Below are 25,432 nucleotides of genomic sequence, written 5' to 3' on the forward strand. Positions count from 1 at the left end.
GGGTGCCTCATGATGTGGGAGGAATCGGATGTCTTAGAGGTGGCACGGCAATATTTGCCGGATGATGCGGAGGTTTTGCCGGTGATAAAGCCTCAACATACATCTTATGTTCGGGCAATTGACGCGGACAAAAAAGGCAATCTGAGCGTTGCTGTTGCTTATAGACGGTCTGGGGGCATTTCATTGGTGATGCTCAAGCGAAACGGTGCTAGTTGGCAGGCGATTCTTGAAGATACAGCTCATCCGCTTTATTGGTACTACCTGGCTGAAGCTCAATTGCAGGAAAATTTACCTGCTATGGCTATTGAATCTATAGGAGCAGGTATCCGAGTCAAATCATCAGCTATCTATGCACCAAAATGGAATGAGTTAATTAAAACGATTCGCATGCAAATAAAACAAAAAATAGTTGCTCTCTATCCGGCATCCATGAGTACGAGAGAAGGAGTGAAATGGGGCTACATTAATGAGCGCGGACAGTTCTTAATCATCCCCCAATTTGTGTACGCTCTTCCCTTTGAAAAGAACGGGCTTGCTGTTGTAACGGTCGCAAATGGTACCGGATTAATTAATGAACAAGCTCAGTACGTTGTAAAGCCTATTTACAATTCAATTAGCTCGTTTACGGAAGGTCGGGCAACTGTAATCGATGACAAGGGCTTCTGGGTGATAGACGACAAAGGTACAGTGCTAAGCGATAACCCCCACTCTTATATTGGAACGTATCAAGATGGAAGGGCAGTATTTGCTGATACAAATGAGCAGGGGAACTATCGATATGGCTATCTTAATTTGGAAGGGAAGGTTGTGATACCGAACAAGTATGAAGAAGCCAATGATTTCATTGAAGGGAAGGCAGTTGTCAAGATCAAAGAGAATCAATATGCGCTTTTAGGTCGCAATGGGGAGGTATTACATACGTATCCCTACCATGCCGTAGGACCGTTGAGCGATGGATTGATGGCTTTTCAGCATAAAGAAAAAGAGCCGTTTGGCTATATGGATGAACAAGGAAAAATAATCATCGAGCCGCAATTTACTTCAGCACAGGCATTCAAAGAAGGGCGTGCTGTAGTTAATACATCGGTGGATGATTTTGTGTTTAAATTGGGGCTGATTGATAAAACAGGAGCATTTAAAATTAAACCGGGGTACAGTGATATTGAGATGCTAGGGGAAGACCGGGTAGCAGTAGGCGTTCTTAGGGACAGCAAAGCACCATACATGGGTTCTACATATGCAATTGCTGATAAGGATGGGCGTTTTTTTACAGAATTCGTGTTCAATAAAGTAGAGAAATATCAGGATGGGATAGCCTCAGCGACTAATGATCAGTCTACCTTCTTTATCGATCGTTTTGGAAAGATCATGAGGAATCTCCCCATTCTTAAAGGAAACGGAACGCTTAATAAGATGGGAAACGTAATTAGGGCTGATGTGAACCAGCGAGTAAGCTATTATCAGCCAAATGGCACTTTGATTTACGCACAAAATACGGTCATTCCGCTCGCCAAGCAATACCGGGTCAAAGAGGTGATGTATCGTCCTAACAAGGATTATCTCGTCTACTATCCACAAATAGAAGGAATGGCCACCAGCGCGATTCAGGAACAAGTAAACAAGCGTTTAAAAGATTTGTCTCAAGTCAAGCCGATCGATCCGAATGCCCAGCTAGATTATAATTATTTCGGTGACTTCTCTGTTGACTTTTTCGATAAACAGCTTGTGCAATTAAAGCTACAGGGTTATAACTACCCGTTTGGAGCTGCACACGGAATGCCTACACAGATCTATACTCCAATTGATTTGGTGACGGGACAATTCTATAAGCTGCAGGATTTATTCAAACCTAGTAGTGACTATGTAAAGATTTTAAGTTATATTATCGGCCAAAAGATAAAGACAGACCCACAATACTCCTATGTTTTTCCTGATACCTATAAAGGAATTGCGCCAGACCAGCCCTTTTATGTGAATGAGGAGGCTTTGTATATTTATTTCGCCCCTTATGAAATCGCACCTTATGCTGCAGGCTTTCCCACTTTTCGGATTCCGTTTAATGAGATTATGCCAATTATTAATACACAGGGAGCGTTTTGGAAGGCATTCCATTAGCAAGCTAGATACCGGAAAGCCGCAATTTATTTTTGGAGTTGTGGCTTTCTTTATGTGCGAAAAATAATTGTGCGATCTTCTGATTCTTTCCTATCAAGGCTCGTATTTTTATACACCGTTTTAGATGAGTGTTTATTTTTCAAGAATACGAAGTCAGATATCCGAATACATCAAAAGGGACGGATGTTTGCCAATGAGACCATATATTTCAGTAAACTAGGGGGATATTCCGCATTCATTTTTTATTACCTGTAAGTGTAAATTCTATAAGTGTAAGCAATACAGGAAATTCCAATCAACGTGAAGAACAGATTGATATTGGAAAAATTCTAGAAAAAGGAGGTACACCTATGAATATACATGCAGTCAGGGAAGAATTAATTAATATGGTAGATGGCTTGTCAGATACAGAAATCAATCAGAGAGCAATGGAGGGTGTTTGGACGATAGGACAGGTGTTGGAGCATTTGTATCTGACCGAAAAAGCGGTAGCTTACCATGTGAAAAAGGCGTTACGTAATGAGGATGTACAAATAGAGTCAAAGCCCATTTCCTTAATACTGGATCGCAGCAAGAAAGTGCAAGCCCCCGCTCCTTATGAACCAACAGATGAGCCTAAAAATCTACAGGACTTACTCCTGAAGCTGGAATCTACTCGTACCTCTTTGTTGGCTGCTTGCGAAGATACAGAGAGTTCTCAGCTTGCCAAAAAAGGATTTACTCATCCGGCATTTGGGCTTCTGAACATAAATCAATGGATTGAATTTGTTGGACTTCATGAGCAAAGACACCTGGAGCAAATTAAAGAAATCAAGGATCACTTATCGGTGTAGCTAGATTTGGTTTTTCTGCTGACGCTTGTCCTATGGAAACCCGCAAAAAGAAAACAGACTGCCAATCCGTTGTCTGTTTTTTATCTCCCTCTTTACAAACCGCTGGTCGGTTTGTTAAAATGATGGCAAGGAAATTATGCTAATAGGAGAACGTGCTCATGACACAACAGAATCACGCCGTGTCCACCTTTCAGATGCTAGTGGCAACTACGGAAGATCTCATTCGTGAACGGGGATGCAGGCAAACAACCCTGCAAGAGATTATGAACAGAACTAAACTGTCAAAAGGAGCCATTTATCATTATGTGCAAAGTAAGGATGAACTGTTTGCTTATATTCTGCAAATGAAAATGGAAAAGGTAAACGAGCAATTTCAACACCAAGTAGAAATTGCTAAACGTGGAGAACTGCATGATCCACTGAGAGCCATCGTTGATGGTTTTACGGAGTTGCTGCAGGGAGAAAAGGAAGTCTCCAGTCAAATTTTTATTTATCTGCTTAGTCAAAAGGAAAATAAAAGGATTGCCTCTTTGTTGAACCGATTTCATCAATTTTCTGTTGACATGCAAACGGAGTGGATTCAATGTGGACAGCAAGGAGGTGCTATTTCCCAAAATGTCGATCCACAGAAAATGGCTCATTTTTTTATGACAAATATGTATGGGAGCATACTTGCGAAAGAAATGGGCGTTAATCTACTTAAGGCCGATGATCTATATCTTATTATGAATGATTTATTGCAAAACAAAAACGAGAAAAGTAAAAAATACTAGGAACAGCAGGGGATCAACTACTGATCTCCGTCTGCTTGACCTACAGGGAAGGATCTCTCTCAAATGATGAAAATATTGAAACGATCCTTCTGTCTTGAGCAAATAAAGAGAAAGGATTGTAGACCAATCCAAAGAAACAATCATGATGATATAACGAGCATAGTAGCTCTTTATTTTTTATCAAATACAGACCGCCAGTCGGTATGCTGGTAGGAGTGTTTAGCTTATATGAAAGCAAGATCAACTAAGACGCGCAATTTTAAAATAATCCTTACTATTATTCTAGCAGTGGCCCTCGATTATTTTGAACTACAACGATAAAAATATATTTCGTAATAGCTGAAGATGCGAAATAAGGATGCAAAAAGAATGGGAGAGAAGAAGATGAATAAAGTACAAAATGGTCGATTCGCAGCATCAGCTGGCAAATCCTTCGTGGTGTTTTACATTGGGATGCGCATCAATAAATGGTGGGCCGTTCATAAATGGCTTCCTGTATTTCTCGCAATGGTGAAGATGCTTAAAGAGTTGTACCAGCATCCGGAATTAGGGTTTATAGGAGCAGAAAATTGTTGGAATGGTAGAACGATCGGTCTCATACAGTACTGGAATTCCTATGAACAGCTAGAAAGCTATGCGCACGGCGGCTATCATCTGGAGGCTTGGAAGGCTTTCCAGCGTAAAATAGGTTCAGATGGAAGTGTAGGTATTTTTCACGAAACATATAGCATGGAACCTTCCAAGTATGAGGCAATTTACGCGAATATGCCGTTGTTCGGGCTAGCGAAAGCCATTGGACAGGTACCTGCTACGGGTAAATATCAAAATTCGAGAAAAAGATTAACAGCAAACCCTTCAGAAGAGAAAGCAGAATGAAGAATGGGATAAGGCTTCTGAAGGGATATATAAGCAACAAGCTGGTGCAAAATCAGCTTGTTATTTTATAAAAAAATATTGACAATGAGAATCAGTATCAATATTATGTAAGTGATAATAATTTTCATTTAAGGATTAGAAATATAGATATAAGGGAGAGATCTCCGTGAGCAAAATTGGAATGATATATGCGAGCATGACAGGAAACACCGAGGAAATGGCAGAATTGATTGCGGGAAGCATTCGTGAACAAGGGTTAGAAATTGAGGTAAAAGAGGTATGGAATGCGAAAGCTGCTGACTTGGTTGAATATGATGCAATCCTGTTAGGGGCATACACTTGGGGCGACGGAGATCTGCCGGATGAATTCCTCGACTTTTACGATGAAATGGACGGACTTGATCTTAGCGGCAAAAAAGCGGCTGTATTCGGCTCTGGCGATACGAGCTATCCAATGTTTGGAGAGGCTGTAGAGACGCTGACTAAGAAGCTGCAATCCTTAGGAGCAGAAATCGTAGCAGAGGGCTTGAAGATCGAGCTTTCGCCTGGAGATAAGGAAATTGAGGAATGCAAGGAGTTTGGCGCTACCTTTGCACAGAAGCTTGGGTAATAACAAGAGTAACTTCTAGAATAATATATAGTGGTAAAACTAAAGAAGCCAGAAGATGGGAACAGATAAATTTTTGTTGCCATGTCTGGTTTCTTGTTTTGTTCCGCTTAGGTATTGTGCTTTAGAGGATTCCTTGGTTATCAGGATAAAAAAGCCCCGGAGAGCAATCTCCGGGACAAGGATCAAACATCTTCGCATGTAGCCTATTCTTTCTCGTAAGTGACTTTTTTACCTTTACTTTTACCTTCGAATGTCCACAGATCGTCTTTATCATCTGTGTCATAGATTTTTCCATCAATGTCTGCATCTTCAAAGTCTCTTTCATCCCAGATGAATTCGCAAACCTTCTTGATGAATTTTTTGATTTCGGACTCACTTAGATCTTTGTATTCATCTTTGTAGTCACCAAGGTCAATTTCAATCGTAACATCCAGGTCATCCTCATCGCCGGATAGATCGAAATTCCATTTGATTTTTTCCCATTTACCAAATTTTTTGTTTAGATCATCTTCCAGATCACGTACATCGCTATTTCTGCTCTTTTTCTTCTTTTTATCTTTATCCTTATCTTTCTTATCTAATTGATCTCTATAGTAGGAAACGTCTTTTTCTAATGTAGAGATTTTAGAATCTTTGGCAGCAATCTCTGCTTGTAGCTGTGCAATTTTAGGATCTATACGATCTCCTACAGATACTGTAAAGGTAGCTTGATCCCAAGAAACATCCTTGTTAAATACCCCTGCCATCATGCGAAGCGGGATGTATGTAGTACCATTTACGATGAATGGTTCCGTAGTAGTTGGAACTACATAGCCGTTATACTTTACTTTCACATTGTTGTAAGTAGCTTGAATATTTTTTTTCACGACAGCTGCATCAGTTGTAGCAGGCAAAGCCCCGATTAACAAAGCTGAAGACAGCAAAAGTAGCGTTTTCTTTTTAAACATGTCTTTCCCCTCCAGAGTGGATCAATCTTCTTTTGATACTCATTTGTAAACATTTTATTCCGATAATGAAACGGCAAGTTAGCATGGAATTCTCTCGAAAATAGAACTCCTAAAAATATACGGCTAAGTATCAGAATAGTGCTTATCACGCTTTTTTACAAGAGAAAAAAGTCATACTGTCGTCCCATTTTTCATCTTTTTTCCTGCTAGGTTCGTTTCGTTTTTTTCCAATATTTTAGTTAAAAGCTTTTATACTGGGAAAGTTTTTTAGTTAAGATAAAAGTATCCAAAGTAAATAACGGAAATAATTACTAATTTTTCAGTTAATGTAAACAGGAGGAAATTGTCTAAACAGTGATGGAATCCATACATAATAAATGTCTAATAAAGCGAAATACCTTTGTTGATTAGCGAAGAATAAACTTGCAATTCGAAACAAATAAAAAATATACTAAAGATACTCGACAAGGATTGCTGATTAGAAAAAAATGAAAACTAGAAGTATTCGTTCAAAAAATATCCACTTTAGAGAAGATTACAGCATTGCTATAAAGTCCAAGATCAACTACTATGGAAAATAACTGTACTTTTGTAAGTAAATAAATAATAGTATGGGTGGTGTCAAGTTGAACAAGCAGCACAACAAAATGACGAAAGCTGGATCAGGTAAAAAAGGAAAATCCTCTGATCAATCTTCAAAATGGATTTTTTGGAGTATCGGAATCATAGCTGTTTTAGTAATAGCGTATCTCTTTCTTATGCCAAAATCAACGCAACTGGCATTGATGGAGGCTGCAGACTATGAAGGGCAGCCTTACCTTGGTAAAGAGACTGCCAAAGTTAAAATTGTAGAGTTTGGTGATTATAAGTGTCCAGCCTGCAAAAAATTTAATGAAGAGCTTGTAAAACAGATTGATAAAGATTTTGTGGAGACTGGCGTAGCTCAGTTTTATTTCTTCCAAGATCCATTTATTTCTGTAGATTCTCATCGAACAGCTTTATTTGCTGAAACGGTTTATGGAGAATTAGGAAATGATCTTTTCTGGAAATTCCATGATTTATTATATAAAAACCAGCCGGAGGACCTTAGTCTGGAAAAACAAGATTATTTTAAAGAGGATAAGCTAAAAGGTCTTATCGGTCAAATCGCTGACCAACAGCAAACGGAAAAGGTGATGCAGGCTTTTACGGCTAAAAAATACCAAGCGGCTGTTGACAAGGATTTGGCTATTGTAAAAAGGCTGGATGTAAGAGGAACCCCAACCTTATACATTAATGGTAAGCGATTTGAGGGAACTACCATGGATGACTTCAAAAAGGCTGTAGAAGAAGCCGCTAACCCTGTTACAGAGGGGAAATAGCGCATGAACAAGCCGTTAGTGCTTTCCTGGATTACTGCAATTATTGCCACAGTTGGCAGCCTTTATTTTAGTGAAGTCATGCATTTTGTCCCGTGCACGCTTTGCTGGTATCAGCGAATTTTGATGTATCCTTTGACAATCCTGTTGGGGATGGCTGTGTATCGCAACGATACCAGTATCTATAGATACATTTTGCCGCTTTCGATCATCGGCATGATCACTTCGGCTTACCACTATAGCGTACAGAAGGTTCCTTTTATGAAAGGAATGTCCTTCTGTACGCAAGGTGTGCCATGTACAGGTGAGTATATAAATTGGCTCGGCTTCATCACGATACCTTTCTTGGCATTAGTTGCCTTTGTGGTGATTACAATTTGTCTGCTTACAGTGAAAAGAGGGGCAGATACCGAGTAAGGACAAAAAAAAGTGAGTAGAAGACCTTGGCAAAAAATTTATTGGTAATTTACTAACAAAAGGGACATAGTAGCTAAACCAAGTGCATAAACTAGTAGCAGATAGCAGCAGACAAGCAGAGTGCTGGAAGAGCAAATTCCCAGCACTCTGCTTTTTTATGGGGCAATGTGCACGAATTCACCAGTAAGGCAGTGTTGGAGTAGGTAGGCTCAACTGATTCAAGCTTTATTTTTCCTACGGGGCTAAGCAAATCAATGATACAGGAATGGTGACACAGCTTGGTCAAAGAGAATGAATAGCAAAGGATTGCTAACCATTGTTTTTTCTTGTAAAATAGGAAAGGTGGAAAATATAAAAAATAAAATATTTTCCCTGATTCTCAAAGGGGTGATTTCAATGCAAAATCGCATTGCAACGTGTGCGATTGAAGAGGTGAAGCGATATGGCGTCAAATTCACAATGGCAAACGTTGCTCAGCTTGCAGGCGTTAGCACGAAAACCTTATATGGAAGTTTTACATCCAAAGAGGAGCTGTTAGCCTACATTATTCAGCAGGATATGCAGCGTTATTTTAATAAAGAAGCAGAAATCTTGCAAAATGAGCAGTTGGGGCCAATTGAAAAATTAAAACAGTTGTTCTTCGTGATCCCCAGTGAGCTTATCACGTTTGATTTACGGTTTTTAGCAGAATTAAAGAGGTTTTATCCTGAGCAGTGGCAGATTTTTAATACGCTTATGCATGAGGGATGGGACAATATAAGTAGATTTATGGAAGAAGGCATTGCAGAAGGAGTTTTTCGGCCTGTGAATGTGAAGGTTTTTATCCAGATGTTTATAGGCTCCTTACAGCAGATGACCTATCAATCTCCGCTCACACAGCAGCAAATGACGGTGCAAGAGGCGCTGGAAGCCATTATGGATATCATGGTGGATGGTGTAAGAGACAGAGAGAGTGAGTCAGTAAGTAGAGAGGAGAGATTAAAATGAGTTGGGTCTTTTTAGGGGTAGCTATTTTATTAGAGGTTGCAGGTACGACCATGATGAAGCTGTCGAATGGATTAACGAAGATATGGCCGACAATTCTTATGTTTGTGTTTTATCTGATTTGCTTTTCCTCGTTAAGCTTAGCTCTAAAAAAATTAGAGGTTGGCGTTGTGTATGCCATTTGGTCAGGGATCGGTACCGCATTAATTGCGACCATTGGGATCATTTGGTTTAAGGATAGTCTGTCCTTGCAAAAGGTGATTGCCATCCTATTGATCATCGCAGGATGTGTTCTTTTAAATTTGCAAGGGGACTCCCATGGTGTACCAGCAGAAGGAAAGCACAGCGAAGAAACCGAAGTGGTAGCATCTGATAGTGAGAGTGGCTTGTACCAGTAAGCAAAAAATGACGTAAAACCATTCAGGCTACAAAGGAGTGCACCAAAAAATGAGACTAGGGGCTGTGGAAGCAGGGGGAACAAAGTTTGTCTGTGCAATCGGAAATGAATTTGGAGAGATTTTGGAGAGAATCAGCTTTCCAACCACGACTCCTAAAGAAACATTAGGGCAGGTAATAACCTTTTTACATCAAAAGAACCTAGATGCGATTGGGATAGGCTCGTTTGGACCGATTGATGTAAACACGACTAGTGCTACTTATGGATATGTAAGGAATACGCCAAAGCTGGCTTGGAAAAATTATGACGTGCTTGGTCATATAAAAGAGCATTTTTCTGTTCCGATTGCGTTTGATACAGATGTAAATGCTGCTGCATTGGGTGAAGCAACTTGGGGAGCCGCTAAAGGTTTAGATAGTTGCATCTATATGACAGTGGGTACAGGAATTGGCGTAGGGGCTATTGTTGAAGGAAGGCTATTACACGGTATGTCTCACCCTGAGATGGGACATATTTTGGTAAAACCACACCATACCGATTCGTTTACAGGTGTGTGTCCGTACCATGGCAACTGTTTAGAGGGCATGGCCTCTGGACCAGCTATTGAAAAACGGTGGAATCAACAGGGAGCAGCATTGCAAGCAAGCACAGAGGTCTGGGAGCTGGAGGCCTATTATGTAGCACAAGCGTTAATGAATTATATCCTTATCTTAGCACCTAAAAGGCTCATCATAGGCGGCGGGGTTATGAAGCAGGAGCAGCTATTTCCCCTTGTAAGGCAGCAACTGAGCGAGCTATTACAAGGCTATGTGAGTGAAAATCAGTATTTCTGTGACGATTTGTCAACCTATATTGTTCCACCGGCATTAGGGGATAATGCAGGAGTGTGTGGTGCGTTGGCCTTAGCGAAAAGAAGCTTGGTACAGGGATAACAGCAACCAACCAGATGCTGAATGGAAGATCAAATGATTTTGTATGTATATGAAGAAAGGTAGCTCATTTCGGGCTACCTTTTTTCGTGCTTGTTAGAGACTAGCTTCTGTTTCTCGCTTTGTAAATTGCGGAACAGGCGGTGTTTTGCGATTTAACATACTAATGCCTAATGCTGTCAGTGCTTCGGCAATAGGGATTGCCAGCCAAATACCATTTACCTCGAACCATTTTGGCAGGATAAACAACAAAGGAATAACCAGCAAGACACCACGGGTTAAAATAATCCACAGTGATTTGCGTATCTTCTGTATGGCTTGGAAGTACTCCCCATACACAAGATTATATCCTAAGAAAAGATAGTTGATAAAAAATAGATTCATCCCGTTCACGGTGATTTGAATCAATTCTTCTGATTGGATATCAAATAACATGATAAATACATTTGAAAATAAAACGCCAAAAAGTAAGGCAGCGATACCGAAGCCCCAGCCGGTTTTTACTGTTAAACGCAAGCTAGCTCGCAATCGCTCACTTAATTGAGCACCATAATGGAAACTGGCAATAGGTTGCAGTGCCGCTCCTACCCCCATGAACAATAGCAATAGCATCGCATGAATATAGTTGACGATTGCATAGGCAGCAACCCCCTGTGCCCCCATATATTTCATGAAAGCCAGATTGTACGCTAAAGTAGTGATCGCGATCGTACTCTCCGCAATAAAGCTGGGAAAGCCGATGTTTACGATTTGCCCGATTTCCTTTAGCTGAAACCGGAATGCCGCAAAACGCAATGTGCTACCTTTCTTCCGAAAGTGGGTAAGTAGCACCAAAAAGCCAATAGCAGCCGATAAGATCGTAGCATAGGCCGCTCCCTTGACACCCATTCCCATCATGAAAATAAAGATATAGTTAAATAGTATGTTAAGGACCGATGTGACGATTAGGCCCATCATCGCTAGCTTGGGGTTTCCGTCATTACGGATAAAAATGCTCAGGATGTTTTCTAAGACATAAACGATCCCGAAAGTTAACAGCACACGTAAATAATCAAGTACATAAGGCAAGATGGCCTTGTCAGCTCCGAAAATATAGGCTATTTGTTCAATATGTGTTAAGCAAACCGCCATGATGAGGCTAACCAATAGAATTGCCAGTGTAAAAGATTGGGTAAAAATCCGGCGAGCGTGTGTTACTTCATTTCTTCCCAAGGCAGCCGAGTAGAGAGTAGCTCCACCCATTCCAATCCAAAGAGAGATAGAAAGGAAGATGGAAAAGGCGGGTACAGAGATGTTCACCCCGGCTAATCCTTCTGGTCCCACCCCGCGGCTGACAAATACCCCATCCACAAAAATATTAATCGACATAAGTAACATGCCAAGTACAGAAGGGATGAGATAAGAGATGAATAGCTTTGGCACGGGGGTCTCCCTTAGTTTCATTACTGCGTCTGTCATAATATGACCTCCTTGTGATAGCTCTTATTGTAAACATTCAAGCTACTTGAAGCTCAAGGGGGCAGTCAATAAATTCTGTTGAAATCAGTGATTTATAAGGAGGATAGAGGCTGAACCGGGATTTGAATTTCAGTAACAAATTCATCCGATGCACTGGTGATCGACCAATCTACAATGCCTAGCTCATAGGATTTATCAGTAATTTCATAATTACGCTTTTTGATCGCTGAAAGGAGGCGTTCGTATGACTGATCGAGTTGTTCGTAAGGTCCATAATGCATTGTACATGCATACAGACCAGCAGGAATACTGGCATAGCGCTCTTTATCGACGGGGAGATCATCAATTATAATAAATAAACTGTTGTAATCTTGATAGTCCCCTTTGAGAATGGCGGATTTTGACACAGAAGTCCCAATATCACCAGCAAATAAGGATACCTCTAAAAGCTGAAGATCGCTTTGCAAAGTATTAAGGTGATATTCAAATTCTTCATCAGAGAGGTCTGCTTCCACGACTATAGAGTGAATATATCGCTTTGGTAACTCTTTAAATACGACGGAATCATCCGGTATATCTACGCCTTGTTTAATGGTTGTGATCTTGCTTTCCAAACGATTTAACATGTAGGCGATTTCCTGTTGCTTTTGTTGAAGAGATGTTCTTTGCTTTTCCAGGATGTCCAAAGCCAAATCGGGTGTACGTTCATCCATAAATCTTTTAATCTCCTGCAGGGGAATCCCTAAATGGCGAAAAAATTTAATAGAAGTCAAAGTAGAAAATTGGTCAATGGTGTAGTAACGGTACTGAGTTTTCTGGTCAATGGTTTTGGGCTGAAAAATGCCCTTTTCATCATAATAGCGCAGCGTTGATTCTGCGATACGATGCATACGAGCCATTTTGCCAATTGTAAAGCGATTTTTCATAACAGATTCCTCCGGTTGGACACACGTTTCCTCTTGTGCTCTAGTAATACATTATCTTGTCCTGTTATGCAAAATCAATAAAGTCAAATAAGCAATATAAAAAAGACAGACGAAATAATGAATTTCGTCTGTCTTTATGAGATAACATGGATAGAGGTTTTGTTGCTCCTCTACTTTGAGAGCATTGCTTATCCGATGAATTCTTGCACCCAGTAACCGTTGTAGTATCCTACTCCGATTTTTGTAAAGGAAGAATTCATGATGTTTTCACGGTGTCCGTCGCTGTCCATCCAGTCTTTCATTACTTCTTCAGCAGAACGTTGACCTTCAGCAATGTTTTCACCCGCTGTTTTGTAGGAAATCTTATACTGATCCATCATGTCAAATGGAGATCCGAAGGTTGGGCTATCATGGTCAAAATAATTGTTGTCTGCCATGTCCTTTGCTTTGTCTGTTGCCATTTTAGACAGTTCTGTATCCATGCTAAGCGGCTTCAGACCAGCTTTGGCACGCTCCTTGTTTACAATTTCCACTACTTCGTTCACCATTGCGCTTGCTTGGGCAGATACGTTTTCTTTTGAAGCTTTATCTTTTTCTGCTTGTTTCATAGAAGGTTTTTTCTGTTTGTCTGCAGAAACTTCATCGGAATCGTCTGCAAATCTGTTTTCAATCTTTGGTGTAGAAGGTGATTTAGCGTCGGAATCTTCGATGTTTTTTAATTTTTGGATAATGGAGTTATCCTTACCTTTTGTTTGATTCAATAGGCTATTTAATAGATCTGCAGGAAGGCAATCCTTCGATTTTCCTTGCTTTTGATTAAGTAATTCAGTCAATGAAGCAATATCTTGTTTAGCTGGTAGATTTTTTACCGCGCATGTTGGGGAAGCAGCAAATGCAGAAGTAGCGATACCGCTTACTGCCATTCCTACTGCCAATGCAAATACTGTTTTAGACATCCAATTTTTCTTCATTTTTCATCGCTCCTTTTTTTTACCTACGAGGTTAGTTGTCGGGTTCGGATTGAGGATACAACCCTACGCAGCATTATGTGTGATTCACCCCAGGTGGTTAGCCTAAGCCTTACACCATCGGTCATCCCCCGCACTTCTCATGATTTGGGAAGTTTCGGCAAGCTCAGAATAACAAAGTTGCAAGCACGGAAAAAGCGGTAGATAACTGGTAAAAGTAGATAAAAATTCCTATTAGAATTTGATGAGAAAAGGAGGAATAAGGAAGAGATCAAGCGGCTAAAGGGATGAAGCTGGATCAAAATAATAGAAAATGAAGACTGTGGTAACAGGTAGTTTTATAAAAAAACAGCACATTTGTTATATGGAGGAGGAGAGAGAAGCAGACGAAGCAGGAATAAATTAGAATTAATTGTGAAAAATATCCTCCTGTCAAAGCCTGATATTTAGAAGAGCTGGACAATGGAAAAAGCAAACAAGCGGTTCATTTTAAGGTAAGAATCTGAAGATTGGAATTATGTAAAAAGAGTGAGGATGGATACGAGGAGGAAACAAACCGACAGCTTATGTTAGACAAGTGTAAGAATGTGAATGGTTACGATCCAGGGAGGGATGACTAATGGTTTTTCAGGCCACAGCATCGTTGGAATATCTAAAACTGTTAGAGGATGTATTTGAACAAGCATATGAATGTATAGTGGTGACGAATCCAGAGGGCATCATTCTAATGATGAATCATAAATATCGGAATTTTATCGGGATAGCTGATCCAATCGGCAGACATGTTACATCCGTTATTGAGAATACGCGCATGCATACAGTAGCCAAGACCGGATTAGCTGAACTGGCTGAGGTTCAACGGATTAACGGCCGTGAAATGATAGCGAACCGTGTCCCTATTTATCGGGATGGGAACATGATTGCGGTGCTGGGAACTGTTATGTTTCAGGATGTGCGGCAGCTTCACGCTTTGTCGGCTACAGTCGATCAATTAAAACAAGAATTAGATTACTATAAAGGTGAATTGCAAAGAAAGCTGGGAGCAGCTTATCGCTTTGAACAGATTGTTAGCACCAGCGACTTAATGAATAAATGTAAGGAATTAGCGATGAAGGTTGCTAAAAGCGATACAACTGTACTGATTACGGGAGAGAGCGGGACGGGCAAAGAACTATTTGCACATGCTATTCATGCGGCCAGTCAGCGAGCGATGGGACCATTTATTCGGGTAAATTGCGCGGCAATCCCGGATAATTTATTGGAATCCGAGTTGTTTGGATACGAGGAGGGAGCATTTACAGGGGCTCTGCGCAAAGGGAAAAAAGGAAAATTTGAACTAGCTGATCGAGGTACAATCCTGTTAGATGAAATTGGAGATATGCCACTCGCTCTACAAGCCAAGCTTTTACGCGTTTTGCAAGAAAAAGAAGTAGAGCGAGTCGGAGCAAGTCGACCAATGTCGCTAGATGTACGAGTGATTGCTTCTACTAATAAAGATATGTTTGCTTTAATGAAAGCGGGAAAATTTCGCGAGGATTTATTTTATCGCTTGCACGTTGTTACCCTTACAATACCGCCGCTTCGTGATAGGTTGGAAGACTTGCCGCATTTGGTAGAGAGTATACAAGAGCAACTGATGGAGACAACGGGGATTGTTGTGAAAGGAATGGACGAAGAGGTATGGGAGCTGTTACGTTATCACCGCTGGCCTGGCAACGTAAGAGAGCTGCGCAATGTATTGGAGCGTGCCATGCATATGATGGAGGGTAACCGGATCAGGGCCGAGCATATTCTGCTTCCAGCATCCACATCAGGGAACCCACTGGTACAGAGCAGCTTTCCTATTCTTAAAGAATGGCTAGCAAAGGCTGAACGTGAGGCTTTGCTACGGGCCGTTCAACTAACTGGGGGAAATAAACGGGAGGCAGCAAAATTGCTCGGAATTAGTAAATCCAGCTTTTATCATAAGTGGGAGAGGCTAATTGACAGGCAAATGCAACTAGCGAAGCAGTAAGTCCGATATTTTGGAAGATGTCCAGAATTTTGGACTTTTTACATGTACAAAGCTAAGACTAATGATTCTTATAATCACGAGCCTATATATTTGTAGGAAGCAAAGAGCCTGCAAATATATTTCCGAAAATTTGGACTTTAATTCAAGAGCGGTATGTCAAAGCGTTCAATTGTTAAAAGCATGGGGACGCTAAAAAGGCTGTTCGTATCTGAAAAGTTGCTAAAATGATCGCAAAGAACACGCAATGCTCTAATAAATGGCATGAATTATGCTTCCCTTGTAGACAACCGACACAATTTTGTCACATGAGAGAGGGGAAGTATTTATGCTTTTAGAGATTGTAGCGATCCTTGTGTCTTTGAGTCTACTCATGTTTTTTGCATATCGAGGCTATCCCGTTATCGTATTTGCCCCCATTTTTACTCTGTTGGCAGTCGTTTTATCTGGCTTAGCACTATTGCCAAGCTATACAGAGACATTCATGACCAATGCAGCTAATTATATTAAGGCATTTTTCCCCGTATTTTTATTAGGAGCGATTTTCGGTAAGGTGATGGAATTGAACGGAGCGGCTGGTTCCATCGCACAGACAATTGTTAAAGGATTAGGAGCAAAGCGTGCAGTGTTATCCATTGTATTAGCCTGTGCAATCCTTACCTATGGTGGCGTTTCCTTGTTCGTTGTAGCTTTTGCGGTCTATCCCTTTGCAGCAGCTCTTTTCCGGGAAGCGAATATTCCGAAACGTTTGATTCCAGGGACGATTGCTTTGGGAGCGTTTACGTTTACCATGGATGCGTTACCCGGTACACCACAGATTCAAAACATTATCCCAACCAATTACTTTGGGACAGATGCCTATGCTGCGCCGCTAGTAGGAATTGTGGGAGCTTTCCTGATTTTTCTGGGCGGGATGCTGTGGTTGGAAAAACGCCGCAAACAGGCGGCTATAGCAGGAGAGGGATATGGTGACAATCACAAGAATGAACCGGAAGCAAAAGGAACAGAAAAATATCCTCATATTGCCTTGGCTATCTTACCTCTGTTGCTGGTGCTTCTCACTAATTTTTTGTTAAGCAGAGGATTCATTGCCGTCGATAGCTGGTATGATCCAGCCATGCTCAGCGAAAAATTCAAGATTGATAATGTGAAGACGGTAGCTTCTTCATGGGCTTTGATCATTGCGTTGCTGGTAGGGGTCATTTCAGCTTTAGTGATCAATGTAAAAACGGTTCATAGCAAGCTAGCAGCAGGACTTACGGCAGCAGCCATGGGAGCTTTGCTTGCCATCTTTAACACGGCCTCTGAGGTGGGTTTTGGGAACGTGGTAAAAACTTTGCCGGGGTTTAAAAGCATTCAGGATTGGATTTTGGGCGCAAGCGATCATCCATTGGTTTCTGAGGCCTTAGCGGTTAATGTATTATCTGGAATGACTGGTTCCGCCTCTGGAGGTTTGTCGATTGCCTTGGAGGTAATGGGCAAACAGTATGTAGAGCTAGCAAATGCCGCTAATATTTCCCCAGAACTCCTACATCGGATTGCTTCCATGGCCTCAGGGGGGATGGATACGCTGCCTCATAATGGTGCTGTCATTACGTTATTGGCGATCACGGGGCTTACGCATCGGCAGTCCTACAAGGATATTTTTGTTATTACTGTATTAAAGACAGTAACGGTTTTCCTATTGGCTTTCATGGTTTCCATTTTGTAATGAGATGAGAGTGGAAAAGAGAAGGAGTAAAGGCTTTTGCCATGATGATAAGGAAGAGGAGAAATGTTGTATGGGGTTACTAGATCAAAGAGTAGCATTCATTACTGGTGCTGCGAGCGGTATTGGTTATGAGATGGCCCGGCATTTTGCTAAGGAAGGAGCGATTGTTGCCATCGCTGATCTGAATGCAGGAGCGGTTGCTGCATCGGCAGAGAGACTTCGTCAGCAGGGGTATAAGGTGATCGGCTTACCCTGTGATGTTTCAAATGAGGAGCAGGTTGCAGCCAGCGTCCAACGAGTTGTCGAAGAGTATGGGAAATTGGAGATTTTAGTTAATAATGCTGGTCTGCAGCATGTGTCCCCCATTGAGGAATTTCCGACAGAGCGTTTTGAGCTACTGCTAAAAGTCATGCTAGTGGGGCCTTTTTTAGGCATTAAGCATACATTCCCCATCATGAAACAGCAGGGATACGGCCGGATTTTAAATATGTCATCCATAAATGGGCTTATCGGATTTGCGGGAAAAGCGGCCTACAACAGTGCCAAGCATGGAGTAATTGGATTGACGAAAGTAGCCGCATTAGAAGGAGCAGCACATGGGATTACAGTAAATGCCTTGTGTCCCGGCTATGTTGACACTCCTTTAGTACAAAATCAACTGAAGGATTTGGCTATTACTCGTAATGTACCTTTAGAAAAAGTATTGGAGGAAGTCATTTACCCTTTAGTTCCTCAGAAGAGATTGTTATCTGCAGAGGAGATTGCAGACTATGCCGCTATGCTGGTAAGCGATAGATTAAAGGGAGTTACAGGCATTGCCGCTGCTATTGATGGCGGGTATACCGCTCAATAAGAATCATTATGAGCAACCGTAATAAGAAAAAGCAGGTAACAGAAAAGGAGTAGAGAAGTCCTTTGGCTATTACCTGCCTTTCTATCTATTTTCTTATTGGAAAGAAAACGTAATTTCTTCTAAAGCTTCATTAAAATCAACGGTCATGCTTTTATCCTCAATAAACCACATATCATCTTGTTCAAAAAAGAAGGTAATGCCTTCAACCGTATTGGAGAGTGCGATCTCATTCGGTTCGGCTTTAGAAATCCCCATGGAATAGCTTTTATGTAGGCTGGTGCCTCCGCCGTATCGGACGAAAAAGCGAATGAAATCGCCTGATTTGAAGCCCCAGTCTTTTTTGAACCAAGCAAGTGCCTGTGGTGTAATGGTAATGGACATTGAGAGCCACTCCTTTATCATGTCATCTGGAGATTGGTCGATACAGAAGTATCCTTTTATGTAGCATACCAGATTTTTATTGAAACATGATAGGAGATAAGTGTAAAGTCTAAAAAAGTTAGTTAAAAAAATACACAAACGTGTGATAAACATCACTTACATATGCGTGGTTATCGAGTAAGATAAGTGTGTACCGAGGAGCTGAATAGAAAAAGATAGCTCTAAGGCGGTTTATAAGGAATTGCTTTGTTGCACTACTTTATATTAACTAGAAAAAGTTCCTTGTAAACTATAATGTGAAAAATTTCACTTTATTTTTAAAGAGATATGTGAAATTTTTCACTAAATGTGTGGATACAATGCTTTCTTATTTAATAAGGAGGAAGAAACCATGAGCAATGAAGGAAAAGTGCAGGAGCAAGCAAAAGAAGAGGCAGCAAAAACAATGATTGATACCTTGGTCGAGAATGGTAACCAAGCGTTAAAGGACTTTGCTAATTACGATCAGGAGCAAATAGACAGCATTGTAAAAGCAATGGCGTTAGCCGGGTTAGATAAGCACGTATATTTGGCAAAATTGGCTCATGAGGAAACAGGACGCGGTGTTTTTGAAGATAAGATGATCAAAAACATTTTCTCTACAGAATATATTTATAACAGTATTAAAAAGGATAAAACAGTTGGTCTTATCCGTGAAGATGAGCAGAATGGCATCATCGAAATAGCTGAACCGATTGGTGTAGTAGCAGGGGTTACACCAGTAACAAACCCGACCTCTACCACCATGTTCAAAGCAATCATTTCTATTAAAACCAGAAACCCAATTATCTTCGCCTTCCATCCATCTGCACAGAAGTCTAGTGCAGAAGCGGCGCGAACATTATATGAAGCAGCAATGAAAGCTGGGGCTCCAAAGAATTGCATTCAGTGGATCGACCAGCCTTCCCTGGAAGCAACCAAACAATTGATGAATCATCCAGGCACAGCTCTTGTATTAGCAACAGGTGGAGCCGGTATGGTGAAATCAGCTTACAGTACAGGTAAGCCGGCACTTGGAGTAGGTCCTGGTAACGTACCTTGCTATATTGAACGGACGGCGGTAATCGAGCGTGCGGTAAATGATTTGATTTTATCCAAAACCTTTGACAATGGTATGATTTGTGCTTCTGAGCAAGCTGTGATTGTTGATGCGCCCATCTATGAACGAGTTAAACAACTTATGATCTCCAATAATTGCCACTTTTTGACACCTGATGAAAAGGCCAAAGTGGAGAAATTGGTCATAAATGAAAATACATGCGCCGTCAATGCGGATATCGTAGGAAAACCAGCGGCAGTTATTGCGGAAATGGCCGGTGTCCAAGTAGATCCGGAAACGAAAATTTTAGTCGCAGAATTGACAGGTGTAGGTCCTGACAATCCACTCTCTCGTGAAAAATTAAGTCCTGTCCTTGCATGCTATAAAGTGAAAAACGCGGATGAAGGCTTCCGCCGTGCAGAAGAAATGCTTGAATTCGGCGGCTTGGGACATACAGCTGTTATCCATACAGAAGACGATGATCTCATGGAAGCATTCGGAATGAGAATGAAGGCTTGCCGTATCGTAGTGAATGCTCCATCTTCTCAAGGTGCAATCGGGGATATTTACAACGAATTCATTCCATCCCTAACGCTTGGTTGCGGTTCTTATGGCCGAAACTCTGTATCTACCAACGTTAGTGCTGTGCATATGATCAACGTCAAAAAGGTGGCGAAACGACGCGTGAACATGCAATGGTTTAAGATTCCAGAGAAAATATACTTTGAGAAAAATTCAATTCAATATCTTCAAGATATGCCTGACATCTCTCGTGCTGTAATCGTGACAGACCCAGCTATGGTAAAACTAGGCTATGTAGATAAGGTATTGAGAAATCTCCGCAGTCGTTCTCAATACGTCCATTGCAAAGTGTTTAGCGATGTAGAGCCAGATCCATCTGTAACAACTGTACGTAAAGGAACTGAGCTCATGGTGGATTTCCGCCCTGATGTGATCATTGCATTAGGCGGCGGTTCTGCGATGGATGCAGCGAAAGCGATGTGGTTGTTCTATGAATATCCAAATGAAGAATTCCAAAACCTATACCAAAAATTCTTGGATATCCGTAAACGCGTTTATAAATTCCCTAAACTAGGCCGTTTAGCTAAATTTGTTGCGATTCCTACCACCTCTGGTACTGGTTCTGAGGTAACACCATTTGCGGTAATTACTGACCGTGAGAAAAACATGAAATATCCAATTGCTGATTACGAATTGACTCCTGACGTGGCGATCCTTGATCCGCAATTTGTAATGACTGTGCCAAAGGTAATCACTGCTGATACTGGTATGGACGTCCTTACTCACGCGATGGAGGCGTATGTATCTGTAATGGCAAATGATTTCACAGATGGTTTGGCACTAAAAGCCATTCAGCTTATCTTTGAATACTTGCCACGTGCCTACAAAGACGGTGGAGACGAGGTCGCCCGTCAAAAGGTCCACAATGCATCTTGCATAGCAGGTATGGCTTTTGCCAACGCATTCCTGGGTATCAACCACAGCTTGGCACACAAACTGGGAGCTGAATTCCATCTTGCACACGGTCGTTCCAATGCGATTTTAATGCCACATGTTATTCGCTTTAATGCTACTGTTCCTAATAAATTCGCATCTTTCCCTCGATATGAAAAGTTCATAGCACATGAGCGCTACGCAGAAATCGCTCGTTTGCTAGGACTGCCTGCTAAAACAACAGAAGAGGGTGTTGAAAGTCTGATTCAAGCCGTCGTTACATTAGGAAAATCTTTAGATATTCCAATGAGCATTGAAGCGAATGGAGTAACAAAAGAAGCCTTCGAAAAAGAAGTAGATCGCTTAGCAGTTCTCGCATTCGAAGACCAATGCACTACGGCTAACCCTAAAATGCCATTAGTTACTGAACTTGCAGAGATTTACCGAAACGCATTCAAAGGCGTGTAGAGCTACACAAATTTGTGTTAGCTATACCATATAGCTTCCCCTTTCCGATTTTCATATGATAACCTTCCCTTCACACTACTAAATTGGGCGAGCCGAATCTGGCTCGCCGTTTTTTTCTTTCCTGCGCGACAGCAATCTTATTACTTTAGCTGCTGTATTCTTACTATGTAAAAAATTTTACTGAAGCATTTGTTAATTTCAGCATATTTCAGAAATTATATTTACAGTCTTCAAAAAATCAGATAATGTATTACAAAAGAACATAGCAGTACAGTTGAGAGAGCAGTTAGAGAAGAGTAGATAGGCTTTTTAGGAAACAGTGCAGGTTAGACCAGTATAGTACAGGGTTTATAGAGCTGAGGAGGAGAGTTTAGATGAGAAAAGTAACAGGTTTTATCATGTCTGTTGGATTAGCGTTGTCATTAGCTGCATGTGGTGCTGCACCAACTGCAAAGCAGGAGGGAGTAACAGCAGCTGGACAAGGTGAATCAGATAAGCAGGTCAAAATTGGTGTATCCCAATTTGTACAGCATCCTGCCCTAGATTCCATTTATCAAGGAATTAAGGATGGATTAAAAGATAAAGGCTATGAAGAGGGTAAGAACCTGGAAGTAGATTATCAGAACGCAAACGGCGAACTGAATAATACCATCACAATTGCTCAGAAATTTGCCAGCGACAAGAAAGACGTGGCAGTGGCGATTGCTACTCCATCCGCTCAAGCGTTGGCTAAAGCTATTGAAGATGTTCCAGTAGTATTTACTACAGTAACAGATCCTGTGTCAGCAGGATTAGTGCCTTCTTTAGATAAACCAGATAAGAATGTAACAGGAACTTCTGATAAATTGTCAATGGAAGTGCAGTTGAAGCTCGTTCAAAAGTTCATTCCTACCATCAAAAAAATCGGTGTCATCTATACTACATCAGAAGTAAATGCAGAGGTTCAGGTTAAGGATTTACAGGCGGCTGGTCAAAAAATGGGTATCGAAGTAGTCCCAGCAGGCATCAGCAGTCAAAATGAAGTGCAAATGGGCGCTCAATCCTTAATTGGCAAAGTGGAAGCTATTTTTATCCCGATTGATAATACAGTGGTTGCTTCCATTGAAGGCGTGCTTGGTGTAGCGGAGAAGGCGAAAGTACCGGTGTTTGCATCCGATATGGATACTGTGAAACGCGGTGCAGTGGCTACGTATGGCATTGATTATTACAAGATGGGCAAACAGACCGGGGAAATGGTCGGGCGTATTCTGAATGGTCAGAGTGTGGCAAATACACCGGTTGAAGTTGGAAAGGATACCGAATTAGTCATTAACGAGAAGGCTGCTCAAAAGTTTGGTTTGACTATTTCAGATGATTTGCGTAAAGAAGCGAAAGAAATCGTGAAATAACAAAGGGGGCAGCGATGCCCTCTTTTTGGCGTGCGATTAGACGAGGTACTGCTTGGAGAGAGCAAAAATCCTTTGATGCAGATAATTGGAGATTAGTAAGCTGAGACGAGCACAGGAGGATGACAGATGAGTGTAGCAATGATGGGAGCTTTGGAACAAGGATTATTATTTGCTGTAATGGCTTTAGGTGTTTATCTTACGTTTCGCATTCTTACCTTTCCTGATTTAACAGTAGACGGGAGCTTTGCCTTAGGTGGAGCAATGGCAGCTACCTTGATTTCGGAAGGAACAAATCCTGTATTAGCTACTTTAGTTGCTACAGGAGGGGGAGCATTAGCAGGAGCTTTTACAGGAGTACTTACTACGAAGGGGAAAATTAACGGGCTCCTTGCAGGGATTTTAACCATGATTGCCCTATATTCGATTAATTTACGGATAATGGGTAAATCAAATGTTCCCCTGTTACGTGAAACGACACTGTATTCAATGGCAAAGGATATGTCTATTCCAGACTTCACGGTGAATGGCATTACATTGTTTTCGGGAGTTGCGTTGCTTTTCCTAGTGGGAGTTTTCATCTTAAAAGGAGCCTTAGATTATTTTTTACATTCTGATATAGGGCTTGATCTGCGTGCTACTGGAGATAATCCAACTATGATACGGAGCTATGGGGTTGGTACGGATGGAACGTTAATTATGGGACTGGCCTTATCTAATGCACTGGTGGCCTTATCTGGGGCGCTAATTGCCCAATTTCAAGGATTTGGCGATGTAAACATGGGAATCGGCATGATTATCATCGGGCTCGCCTCTGTTATTATTGGGGAAGTGATTGTTGGCGATAAGAGCATCATGAGAGCTACCTTTGCAGTTATTATTGGCTCCTTATTGTACCGATTTGTCATTACTTATGCATTAAAAGTTGGTTTGTCGCCTGGCGATATGAAGCTGATTACCGCTTTACTAGTGATTGTGGCACTTACTTTACCGAATGTTTTGCGTGGGATGAATAAGCACCTGCCTGTCCTAGGTAAAGGAGGGAATAAATCATGCTAAAGCTAACAGATGTGTCTAAGCTGTTTTATAGAGGAACTGTAAACGAGAAGATTGCTTTACAGCAAATTCATTTACATTTGAAGCCGGGCGATTTTGTAACCGTAATAGGCAGTAATGGAGCGGGTAAATCAACATTGCTAAATATGATCGGCGGAGCCTTGTTGCCGGATGGTGGACAAGTATGTATTGATGGGCAGGATGTAACACGCAGGGGAGAGCATCAACGCGCTAAATATATAGGTAGAGTATTCCAAGACCCAATGGCGGGAACCGCACCCCATATGACTATTGAGGAAAATCTAGCTATCGCACTAGCGCGAGGGGAGCGTAGGTTGTTCCGACTAGGGGTTACGAAGTCAAAACGGAGCTTCTTTCGCGAACAATTGAGCATTTTGGAGCAAGGGCTGGAAGATCGCTTGCAGGCTAAGGTAGGCCTGTTATCTGGAGGCCAACGTCAAGCTCTAAGCTTGTTAATGGCAACCTTGACGAAGCCAAAAATCTTGCTGTTAGATGAACATACCGCAGCGCTTGATCCGAAGCGGGCGGCACTGATAACCGCACTGACTAAGCGAATTGTCGAACGTGATCAGCTAACGACTCTCATGGTCACACATAACATGGAGCAGGCACTTTCGCTAGGAAATCGATTGCTGATGCTGCATGAGGGCAAAATTATTTTGGACGTAGGGCAGGAGCAAAAAGCTGACATGACGACAAAAGAGCTGCTGCAGGCTTTTGAAACAGCGCGGGGCGAGAGCTTTGCAGAGGATCGGTATTTACTGTCGTAACAAACGAAACTATGAAAATGCAAAAGCCAATGCTTATGGTGATATGACCTAGGCATTGGCTTTTTTATATGAAAATCCCTATTAGCCGTTGATCAGACGACCAATGATTGGATAGTAGTACGTTCTACCTGTAAGAGAGTAGAAGATACCTTTGATTGGGCAGTAGAGAGCCATGATTCCGAACACGATGAGAAACGGAATACCGATTAGTATAAACGACAAAGCCCAAGAAATACCGATCAATACAGACATGGAAATATGGAAAACGAGTGCTTGCAGAGCTACGTTTTTGACATATCGATCAGATGCGAGTAACCAAATAAGAATGGGCCCGATGATGGGAGCAAAAAAAGTGCTGGCATGGGATAGTAATTTTAACACTTGATTCATTTCCATAGCATAAACCTCCTATTCGTTATAGCGAATATCTCGTAAGTAACAATAGATTCACATGATATCATGTTCCCAATGAATTTTCAAAATGTCATACTCAAAATATTTCTTTGTTTTACACTTTTATTTTACAAGTGAATCAATGTTTTTTATACCAGCAAACGAATGATTTTTATCTCCTCCTAGAGACGGAGAGGATTAGTTAAATGAAAGTGGAACAATTGTCGAAATATATATTTGATTTATCGAAAAAAATAAA

23 protein-coding genes and 1 riboswitch are annotated in these 25,432 nt (G+C 41.3%); of the genes, 17 read left to right on the forward strand and 6 right to left on the reverse strand.

Features of this window, described 5'->3' with window-relative positions; translation table 11 throughout:
- Positions 1–9 precede the first annotated feature (9 nt).
- From QZ995_RS10805 to QZ995_RS10825, 5 genes are all read left to right on the forward strand, one after another.
- The gene (locus QZ995_RS10805; protein WP_301806574.1) at positions 10–2,115 is read left to right on the forward strand and encodes a WG repeat-containing protein; all 2,106 of its coding nucleotides are present in this window, start codon (positions 10–12) and stop codon (positions 2,113–2,115) included.
- 350 nt (positions 2,116–2,465) lie between these two features.
- Complete coding sequence (locus QZ995_RS10810; RefSeq protein ID WP_301806576.1) at positions 2,466–2,948, forward strand: DinB family protein; 483 nt, start codon at positions 2,466–2,468, stop codon at positions 2,946–2,948.
- Positions 2,949–3,106: 158 nt separating this feature from the next.
- Positions 3,107–3,721: a TetR/AcrR family transcriptional regulator gene (locus tag QZ995_RS10815; RefSeq protein ID WP_301806578.1), complete on the forward strand. Its 615-nt coding sequence runs from the start codon at positions 3,107–3,109 to the stop codon at positions 3,719–3,721.
- A 384-nt stretch (positions 3,722–4,105) separates the two neighbouring features.
- Positions 4,106–4,597, forward strand: a complete 492-nt coding sequence (locus tag QZ995_RS10820) for a DUF4188 domain-containing protein (RefSeq protein WP_301806580.1) — start codon at positions 4,106–4,108, stop codon at positions 4,595–4,597.
- 181 nt (positions 4,598–4,778) lie between these two features.
- Positions 4,779–5,207 carry a flavodoxin gene (locus QZ995_RS10825; protein ID WP_301806825.1) on the forward strand — a complete coding sequence of 143 codons (429 nt, stop codon included), beginning with the start codon at positions 4,779–4,781 and terminating at the stop codon, positions 5,205–5,207.
- Positions 5,208–5,410: 203 nt separating this feature from the next.
- Here the strand turns inward: QZ995_RS10825 and QZ995_RS10830 are convergent, their stop codons facing one another.
- Positions 5,411–6,154, reverse strand: coding sequence for a copper amine oxidase N-terminal domain-containing protein (locus QZ995_RS10830; protein WP_301806582.1), 744 nt, complete (start codon positions 6,152–6,154; stop codon positions 5,411–5,413).
- A 626-nt stretch (positions 6,155–6,780) separates the two neighbouring features.
- On the opposite strand from QZ995_RS10830, the gene QZ995_RS10835 reads away from it, so the two are divergent.
- The 5 genes from QZ995_RS10835 (at position 6,781) to QZ995_RS10855 (ending at position 10,242) form a co-directional block, all read left to right on the forward strand.
- Entirely contained in the window at positions 6,781–7,515 is a 735-nt protein-coding gene (locus QZ995_RS10835; RefSeq protein ID WP_301806584.1) for a DsbA family protein, read from the forward strand.
- Between the two features lie 3 nt (positions 7,516–7,518).
- Positions 7,519–7,929: a disulfide oxidoreductase gene (locus QZ995_RS10840; RefSeq protein WP_301806586.1), complete on the forward strand. Its 411-nt coding sequence runs from the start codon at positions 7,519–7,521 to the stop codon at positions 7,927–7,929.
- A 396-nt stretch (positions 7,930–8,325) separates the two neighbouring features.
- Positions 8,326–8,916, forward strand: coding sequence for a TetR/AcrR family transcriptional regulator (locus tag QZ995_RS10845; protein WP_301806587.1), 591 nt, complete (start codon positions 8,326–8,328; stop codon positions 8,914–8,916).
- Positions 8,913–9,311 (forward strand): DMT family transporter, encoded by a 399-nt coding sequence (locus tag QZ995_RS10850; protein ID WP_301806589.1) that lies wholly within the window; start codon positions 8,913–8,915, stop codon positions 9,309–9,311. The genes QZ995_RS10845 and QZ995_RS10850 overlap by 4 nt, the downstream gene beginning before the upstream one ends.
- Before the next feature lie 49 nt (positions 9,312–9,360).
- A complete protein-coding gene (locus tag QZ995_RS10855) occupies positions 9,361–10,242 on the forward strand; it encodes an ROK family protein (RefSeq protein ID WP_301806591.1) in 882 nt (293 codons plus the stop codon).
- 93 nt (positions 10,243–10,335) lie between these two features.
- On the opposite strand, the gene QZ995_RS10860 is transcribed toward QZ995_RS10855, so the two are convergent.
- The 3 genes from QZ995_RS10860 to QZ995_RS10870 form a co-directional block, all read right to left on the reverse strand.
- Entirely contained in the window at positions 10,336–11,697 is a 1,362-nt protein-coding gene (locus QZ995_RS10860) for an MATE family efflux transporter (RefSeq protein WP_301806593.1), read from the reverse strand.
- Between the two features lie 92 nt (positions 11,698–11,789).
- The gene (locus tag QZ995_RS10865; protein WP_301806595.1) at positions 11,790–12,623 is read right to left on the reverse strand and encodes a MerR family transcriptional regulator; all 834 of its coding nucleotides are present in this window, start codon (positions 12,621–12,623) and stop codon (positions 11,790–11,792) included.
- Positions 12,624–12,811: 188 nt separating this feature from the next.
- Complete coding sequence (locus tag QZ995_RS10870) at positions 12,812–13,594, reverse strand: CAP domain-containing protein (RefSeq protein ID WP_301806597.1); 783 nt, start codon at positions 13,592–13,594, stop codon at positions 12,812–12,814.
- Between the two features lie 5 nt (positions 13,595–13,599).
- Positions 13,600–13,764, reverse strand: a riboswitch (cyclic di-AMP (ydaO/yuaA leader).
- Between the two features lie 446 nt (positions 13,765–14,210).
- Here QZ995_RS10870 and QZ995_RS10875 point away from each other — a divergent pair.
- From QZ995_RS10875 to QZ995_RS10885, 3 genes are all read left to right on the forward strand, one after another.
- Positions 14,211–15,605, forward strand: coding sequence for a sigma-54 interaction domain-containing protein (locus tag QZ995_RS10875; RefSeq protein WP_301806599.1), 1,395 nt, complete (start codon positions 14,211–14,213; stop codon positions 15,603–15,605).
- 325 nt (positions 15,606–15,930) lie between these two features.
- A complete protein-coding gene (locus QZ995_RS10880) occupies positions 15,931–17,313 on the forward strand; it encodes a GntP family permease (RefSeq protein WP_301806601.1) in 1,383 nt (460 codons plus the stop codon).
- 70 nt (positions 17,314–17,383) lie between these two features.
- Complete coding sequence (locus tag QZ995_RS10885) at positions 17,384–18,166, forward strand: 3-hydroxybutyrate dehydrogenase (RefSeq protein ID WP_301806602.1); 783 nt, start codon at positions 17,384–17,386, stop codon at positions 18,164–18,166.
- 93 nt (positions 18,167–18,259) lie between these two features.
- On the opposite strand, the gene QZ995_RS10890 is transcribed toward QZ995_RS10885, so the two are convergent.
- A complete protein-coding gene (locus QZ995_RS10890) occupies positions 18,260–18,547 on the reverse strand; it encodes a HesB/YadR/YfhF family protein (RefSeq protein WP_301806604.1) in 288 nt (95 codons plus the stop codon).
- 391 nt (positions 18,548–18,938) lie between these two features.
- On the opposite strand from QZ995_RS10890, the gene adhE reads away from it, so the two are divergent.
- The 4 genes from adhE to QZ995_RS10910 all read left to right on the forward strand — a co-directional run bounded on the left by adhE (position 18,939) and on the right by QZ995_RS10910 (position 24,780).
- Entirely contained in the window at positions 18,939–21,548 is a 2,610-nt protein-coding gene (gene adhE / locus QZ995_RS10895) for a bifunctional acetaldehyde-CoA/alcohol dehydrogenase (RefSeq protein ID WP_301806605.1), read from the forward strand.
- A gap of 374 nt (positions 21,549–21,922) precedes the next feature.
- A complete protein-coding gene (locus QZ995_RS10900) occupies positions 21,923–22,936 on the forward strand; it encodes an ABC transporter substrate-binding protein (RefSeq protein WP_301806607.1) in 1,014 nt (337 codons plus the stop codon).
- A gap of 126 nt (positions 22,937–23,062) precedes the next feature.
- The gene (locus QZ995_RS10905; RefSeq protein WP_301806608.1) at positions 23,063–23,992 is read left to right on the forward strand and encodes an ABC transporter permease; all 930 of its coding nucleotides are present in this window, start codon (positions 23,063–23,065) and stop codon (positions 23,990–23,992) included.
- Positions 23,986–24,780, forward strand: coding sequence for an ABC transporter ATP-binding protein (locus QZ995_RS10910; protein WP_301806610.1), 795 nt, complete (start codon positions 23,986–23,988; stop codon positions 24,778–24,780). The genes QZ995_RS10905 and QZ995_RS10910 overlap by 7 nt, the downstream gene beginning before the upstream one ends.
- Before the next feature lie 81 nt (positions 24,781–24,861).
- Here QZ995_RS10910 and QZ995_RS10915 read toward each other — a convergent pair whose 3' ends face one another.
- On the reverse strand, positions 24,862–25,176 hold the full coding sequence (locus QZ995_RS10915) for a DUF4870 domain-containing protein (protein ID WP_003334459.1): 315 nt from the start codon (positions 25,174–25,176) through the stop codon (positions 24,862–24,864).
- Positions 25,177–25,432 lie beyond the last annotated feature (256 nt).

It is taken from the genome of Brevibacillus laterosporus, assembly GCF_030489605.1.
GTDB classification, from domain to species: domain Bacteria; phylum Bacillota; class Bacilli; order Brevibacillales; family Brevibacillaceae; genus Brevibacillus_B; species Brevibacillus_B laterosporus_E.